Source organism: Acidithiobacillus sp., assembly GCF_049965315.1.
In the GTDB taxonomy this organism is placed as follows: domain Bacteria; phylum Pseudomonadota; class Gammaproteobacteria; order Acidithiobacillales; family Acidithiobacillaceae; genus Acidithiobacillus_B.
In genome coordinates, this window is sequence record NZ_JBMFWL010000016.1 from 34340 (window position 1) to 39400 (window position 5061).

The following is a 5061-nucleotide window of genomic DNA, read 5'->3' on the forward strand; positions in this document are numbered from 1 at the left end:
AGGGATTCCGTCACCAACGCCCTGGGGCCGCGGCAAAGCGTCCCTGCCAACCCCTGTTTCCCGGGTTGCGTCTTCGCCGGCCCCCTGCATGCTGACCATCCGGTCGGCACTGTGTTAGACTGGGTTTCTATGGCAAAAGACGAGGGCAGTCATGGGTCGAGTACGCATTCCCACCCTTCTCCTGGACGGGACCGATGCGGAGGCCAAGCGGGAAGAGATTCGCCGCACCTTCCATCAGACCTCCCTGCTCTATGAACGACTCTTCGATCATCTGACCAGCCCCGAGTCCTGGTATCATAAGGCCATTGCCCTGCGTCATCCCCTCATTTTCTACTTTGGCCACACCGCGACCTTTTTCGTGAACAAGCTGCAGGTGGCGGGGCTGATTCGGCAGCGCCTGGACCCGGCCTTTGAATCCATCTTTGCCGTGGGGGTGGATGAGATGTCCTGGGATGACCTGGATGACAGCCATTACGACTGGCCCAGCGTGGAGGCTGTGCGGGCCTATCGGACCGAGTTGCGCGAGCTGGTGGACGGTGTCATCCGCACCCTGCCGCTGACCCTGCCCATCACCTGGGATTCGCCCTGGTGGGCCATCCTCATGGGTATCGAGCATGAAAATATCCATCTGGAGACCAGTTCCGTGCTCATGCGCCAACTCCCCCTGTCCTTGCTGCGTCCGCTGGCGGGCTGGGAGCCTTGGCAGGAAAGCGGCGTCCCCCCGGAAAATGCCCTGCTGCCTGTGGCGGGAGGGCGGGTGCGCCTCGGCAAGGCGCGCGATGACCGCCTCTACGGCTGGGACAACGAATACGGTGAGCATGAGGCGGAGCTCAAGGATTTCGCCGCCGGGCGCTATCTGGTGAGCAATGGCGAATTCCTGTCTTTCGTGGAGGCCGGGGGTTATGCGGATTCCCGGTGGTGGACGGCGGAGGGGGACAACTGGCGGCGTTTCGCCCGTCCGGAGCATCCCAGCTTCTGGGTGGCGGGCGCCGATGGCTGGAAACTGCGGCTCATCGCTGCCGAGCGGCCCATGCCCTGGGATTGGCCGGTGGAGGTGAACTGTCTGGAGGCCGAGGCCTTTTGCGCCTGGAAGTCCGCCCAAGGCGGCGTCGCCCTGCGCCTGCCCAGTGAGGACGAATGGCGGCGCCTGCGCGATCTGTCCGGCGTTCCCGACGTGGACGGATGGCAAGAAGCGCCCGCCAACATCGGCCTCGCCTACGGAGTCTCGCCTTGCCCGGTGCAGCATTTCCGCCACGGCGATTTTTATGATGTCATCGGCAATGTCTGGCAATGGACCGCGACCCCCATCTATCCCTTCGGCGGCTTTGCCGTGCATCCCTATTATGATGATTTCACCACCCCGACCTTCGATCAGCAGCACAACCTCATCAAGGGCGGCTCGTTCATTGCCTTGGGCAACGAAATGCACCGCGAAGCGCGCTATGCCTTTCGCCGTCATTTTTTCCAGCACGCGGGCTTCCGTTATGTGCGTTCCACGAATCCCTTGCCCGAAGTGCCGGTCTATGAAAGCGACGCGGCCATTTCCCAGTATTGCGACTTTCACTATGGGCCCGAGCACTTTGACGTAGGGAATTTTCCCGCCGCGGTGGCGGAGTTGGCCGTACAGGCCATGGCCGGGCGGCCCCTGCGACGGGCGCTGGACATCGGTTGTGCCGTGGGACGCAGCAGTTTTGCCCTGGCGCGCCATTGCCCCGAGGTGACGGGGCTGGATTTTTCCGCCCGTTTCATCCAGGTGGGGGTGCACCTGCGGGAGCAGGGGAGCTTTTCCTACACCCTGGTGGAGGAAGGCGAACTGCTGAGTTACCACACCGCCCGCCTGGCGGATCTGGACCTGGCCGCCACTTCCGGGCGGGTGCAGTTTTTTCAGGCCGATGCGTGCAATCTCAAGCCGTTATACCGGGATTACGACCTGGTCGTCGCCGCCAATCTCATCGACCGGCTGTACCAGCCGCGCAAATTCCTCCAGGAAATCCCCAAGCGGATCGTTTCCGGTGGCATTCTCGTGCTCACCTCGCCCTACACCTGGCTGGCGGAACACACGCCCCGGGAAGAATGGCTGGGCGGCTTCAAGCGCAACGGGGAAAACTTCACCACCCTGGATGCCCTGCGCGAACTCCTGGCACCCCATTTCCGCCTGCTCCAGGAACCGCTGGATCAGCCCTTCGTCATCCGCGAAACGGCCCGCAAGTATCAACACAGCCTTGCCCAGGTCACGCTCTGGGAGCGCTTGTGACGGACTTTGATCAGGTCACCCCGCGTTTGGGGACGGGTGCCCTCAAGTGGGATGGGGCGGCCGCCCGCTTTGGTCGGGAAGTATTGCCCATGTGGGTGGCGGACATGGATTTTCCCGCGCCGGAAGCGGTGCAAGCCGCTCTGGCGGAACGGGTGGCCCACCCCATTTACGGTTATCCCTGGGGTGGCGCGGCGGCGTTGGCGGCAGGGGCGAACTGGATGGAACGGCGCCATGGCTGGCGACCCGATCCGGCCCAGATGCTCCTGGTCAGCGGCGTGGTGCCGGGGCTTTTTGCCGCGGTGCGGGCCTTTACGGAGACGGGCGACGGCATCATCGTCATGCCGCCCATTTACCCGCCCTTCCTCAGCGCAGTCCGGGAACAGGGGCGGGAGCTCCTCATGGCGCCCCTGCAACGGGACGGACGCGGACGCTACGAGATGGACTGGGAACGCCTTGAAGCCCTCCTGCCCCAGGCGCGGATGCTGCTGCTCTGCTCCCCCCACAACCCTTCGGGCCGGGTCTGGGGGCGGGTGGAATTGCAGCATCTGGGGGAGCTCGCCCGGCGCCAGGGCGTGCTGGTGGTGAGCGATGAGATCCATGCCGATCTGGCTTATGCGGAGCACCCCCACACCCCTTTCCCCAGCCTCTTTCCCGACAGCCTGCTCCTCAGCTCCGCGGGCAAGAGCTTCAACATCGCCGGCATTGGCGGTGCCTTCGGCGTGCTGGCGGATGATCGCCAACGGCAGCGCTTCGCCGCCGAACTGCGGCGCAGTCAGATCCACGAAATCAATCTCTTTGCCCCCATCGCCATGACCGCCGCCTGGGAAGCGGGGGACGTCTGGCAGGAGGGCCTGCGGACTTACCTGGCCGCCAACGCCCGCCATCTCGGCCGGCGTCTGGCTGCCGAACTGCCCGCCCTCGGCTATCGCGTACCCGAGTTCGGCTACCTCGCCTGGCTCGATCTGCGCGCCCTGGGTCTGGACGATGGGACCATTGCCCAGCGCCTGCGCCATGCGGCTCTGGGCCTGAACCCCGGCCCGGACTTCGGCCCGGGCGGCGCGGGCTTTGTGCGCCTCAATTTCGGGACGCCGCGGACCGTGCTGGATGAGGGGATAGACCGTCTGCGCCGGGCCTGTGGCTGAAACGGTTCTGCCGAACGATTGCGGTACCGAACCCGGAATCATTGCGGGATGACCAGGCCCGGGTCCCGCGGCAAAACACGCCCGCCAACGGCCGTTTTCAGCGTAAATAGCAAGGATGACGAAAAAGGAGAATGCTCATGGCAACAACTGCAAAAGACCTGCCCCTTGGTAGCCCCATCCCCGATTTCTGCCTGCCCGTGGGTGGGCGGAGGGAACGCTGGTGTCGAGCCGATCACCAGGGGCAACCGACCCTGGTGATGTTCATCTGCAACCACTGTCCCTATGTGCTGCACATCAGCCGCAAGCTCGGAGAACTGAGCGCCCAATGGATGACCCAAGGCCTGACCGTGGTGGGGATCAACAGCAACGACCCCGAGCACTATCCCGATGACGCGCCGGAGAAAATGCCCGCCGAGGCGCTGCGCGCCGGATATGTCTTCCCCTATCTTTTCGATGCGGAACAAACGGTGGCCAAGGCCTTCCATGCCGTTTGCACCCCGGACATCTTTCTTTTTGACGCGGCAGGGCGCCTCGCCTACCACGGGCAGTTCGATGACAGCCGCCCGAAAAATGATCTGCCCACCGATGGCGGGGATCTGAGCGCCGCCGTGGCCGCCGTTCTGGCGGGCCGGTTGCCGTCGGCGGAGCAGAAGCCCGGCATCGGCTGCAGCATCAAGTGGCGGCCGGGCAACGCGCCGGAGGACCTGTGATGGTAGATGCGCGCAAGGATTCCCCAAAATGCGCCGTGATCACCGGCGCCTCATCAGGCATAGGAGCGGCTGCGGCGCAGATGCTCGCTGCCCAGGGCTACCTCGTCTGGCTTGGCGCCCGTCGCCTCGACCGTGTGCAGGAAGTGGCCGAAAGCTGCGGCGGCAGGGCGCTGGCCCTGGATGTCACGGACAGCGCCTCGGTGGCGGCCTTCGCCGGGCAGTTGCCGGCAGGGGTGGACGTGCTGGTCAACAATGCCGGTGGCGCCCTGGGCCTGGAAAGCATCGCGGCCATGGAGGAAGCGCACTGGCTGGCGATGTTTCAATCCAATGTCCTGGGCCTGGCGCGGGTCACCCGCGCCCTCTATCCCCGCCTCCTGGCGGCCCCCGGCGGCGTTGGCCACGTGGTCAATATCGGCAGCGTGGCCGGACACGAGACCTACCCCGGTGGCGGCGGTTATACGGCCTGCAAGCACGCCGTAAGGGCGCTGACGGAGACCATGCGTCTGGAGTGGCTGGGCCAGCCCTTGCGGGTGACCGAGATCGATCCGGGCCTGGCCGAGACCGAGTTCAGCCTGGTGCGTTTCTCCGGCGATGCCCAGCGGGCCGCCCAGGTCTATGCCGGCATGACGCCCCTTACGGCTGTCGATATCGCCGATGCCATCCTCTGGGCCGTCACCCGCCCCGCCCACGTCAATATCGACGAGATCATCATCAAGCCCCGGGATCAGGCGCGGGTGGACAAGGTGTTCCGCCACCATTGATCCTGCGGCAGCGAAAACCCGGGTGCGGAAAGGAACGCCCTCCTTGCGGAGGATAGGTCGCCCGTAGCCCGGGAAAGCGATCCACGCGAGCGATGGGGGCACTTATCCAGCCGCGGCCCGGCCGTTGGCGGAGGGGTTTTTTGCTCCGGCGGTCCTTGCCTGTTGTTCTACGGCTCATCCCGCTGGCAGGCGAA

The 5061-nt window shown here is 65.1% G+C and carries 4 protein-coding genes; all 4 read left to right on the plus strand.

Annotated features, from left to right (window positions below; translation table 11 throughout):
* Positions 1-151: 151 nt before the first annotated feature.
* Positions 152-2254 (plus strand): 5-histidylcysteine sulfoxide synthase, encoded by a 2103-nt coding sequence (gene ovoA / locus ACP5MM_RS05795; RefSeq protein WP_427934255.1) that lies wholly within the window; start codon positions 152-154, stop codon positions 2252-2254.
* Positions 2251-3396 (plus strand): MalY/PatB family protein, encoded by a 1146-nt coding sequence (locus ACP5MM_RS05800; RefSeq protein ID WP_427930396.1) that lies wholly within the window; start codon positions 2251-2253, stop codon positions 3394-3396. The genes ovoA and ACP5MM_RS05800 overlap by 4 nt, the downstream gene beginning before the upstream one ends.
* A 137-nt stretch (positions 3397-3533) precedes the next feature.
* Positions 3534-4106 (plus strand): thioredoxin family protein, encoded by a 573-nt coding sequence (locus tag ACP5MM_RS05805; protein WP_427930395.1) that lies wholly within the window; start codon positions 3534-3536, stop codon positions 4104-4106.
* Complete coding sequence (locus tag ACP5MM_RS05810) at positions 4106-4867, plus strand: SDR family NAD(P)-dependent oxidoreductase (protein ID WP_427930584.1); 762 nt, start codon at positions 4106-4108, stop codon at positions 4865-4867. The genes ACP5MM_RS05805 and ACP5MM_RS05810 overlap by 1 nt, the downstream gene beginning before the upstream one ends.
* The last annotated feature ends 194 nt before the right edge of the window (positions 4868-5061 follow it).

What these genes read in the sequence shown, in the direction of transcription:
- ovoA (WP_427934255.1), top strand. Translation starts at nt 152, where the DNA reads ATGGGTCGAGTACGCATTCCCACCCTTCTCCTGGACGGGACCGATGCG.
- ACP5MM_RS05805 (WP_427930395.1), top strand. Translation starts at nt 3,534, where the DNA reads ATGGCAACAACTGCAAAAGACCTGCCCCTTGGTAGCCCCATCCCCGAT.
- ACP5MM_RS05810 (WP_427930584.1), top strand. Translation starts at nt 4,106, where the DNA reads ATGGTAGATGCGCGCAAGGATTCCCCAAAATGCGCCGTGATCACCGGC.